The sequence below is a fragment of the Collinsella sp. OM04-5 genome (assembly GCF_003439125.1).
Lineage (GTDB): Bacteria > Actinomycetota > Coriobacteriia > Coriobacteriales > Coriobacteriaceae > Collinsella.
In genome coordinates this window covers 1-755 of the sequence record NZ_QSUU01000033.1, presented here as the reverse complement: position 1 = coordinate 755, position 755 = coordinate 1, and the positions used below count along the sequence as shown (strand labels likewise).

General features: G+C 74.2%; 1 protein-coding gene. It reads left to right on the top strand.

Annotation, left to right across the window (positions count from 1 at the left end; translation table 11 throughout):
- Positions 1–154 precede the first annotated feature (154 nt).
- Entirely contained in the window at positions 155–730 is a 576-nt protein-coding gene (locus DXB53_RS09830; RefSeq protein ID WP_158556527.1) for a transposase, read from the top strand.
- Positions 731–755: the final 25 nt, after the last annotated feature.

Here is a 755-nt window from a genome sequence, read left to right as displayed (position 1 = left end):
CCCTCTCCTCCCAGCGCGACCACGTCGTCGCCTGCGCGACCAGGGACAAGAACCGCCTGCGCGCGGTGCTGCTCGAGTCCTGCCCGGCCCTCGAGGCCGCGGTCGACCTGTCGGACCGGCGGTGGCTGGAGCTGCTCGCCGGGTTCGGCGGGGCGTGGGGGATCGCCCGCTCCGGGGGGCCGGGGGCCCGCGGGCCGAGGCCGCCGGGGAGGCCGCGGCCGCCTCCACCGCGCCCCCGCCGGCGCTCGTCGAGGCCGAGAACAGGCAGGTCAGGTTCCTGGCCGCCCGGATATCGGAGGCCCTCGACGAGGCCGGGGCCCTCGAGGCCGAGACGGCGGCGCTGCTCGAGGGCGACGAGACCTACGCGTGCCTGCTCACCGTGCCCGGCATCGGCCCGAGGACCGCGGCGCAGCTCGCGGTGTCGGTCGACATCGGGAGGTTCCCGGACCACGACCACCTGGCCTCGTACTGCGGCATAGCCCCGAGGGTGAGGAGCTCCGGAACGTCGGTGAGGTCGGTCAGGGCGTCCAGGCGCGGCGACGCGAGGCTCAAGTCCCTGCTGATCTTCTCGTGCAACAGCCTGGTGAGGTCCTCGGGGCGCTACGGCGAGTACTACCGGGCCTGCAGGGCGCGGGGCATGGGGCACGGGCGGGCGCTCAAGGCCGTCGCGAGGAAGCGGCTCAGGGCGATATACGCCGTGATGCGCGACCGGGTGCCCTACCGGGAGTAGCCCCGACGGTTGACAAAACTATAGG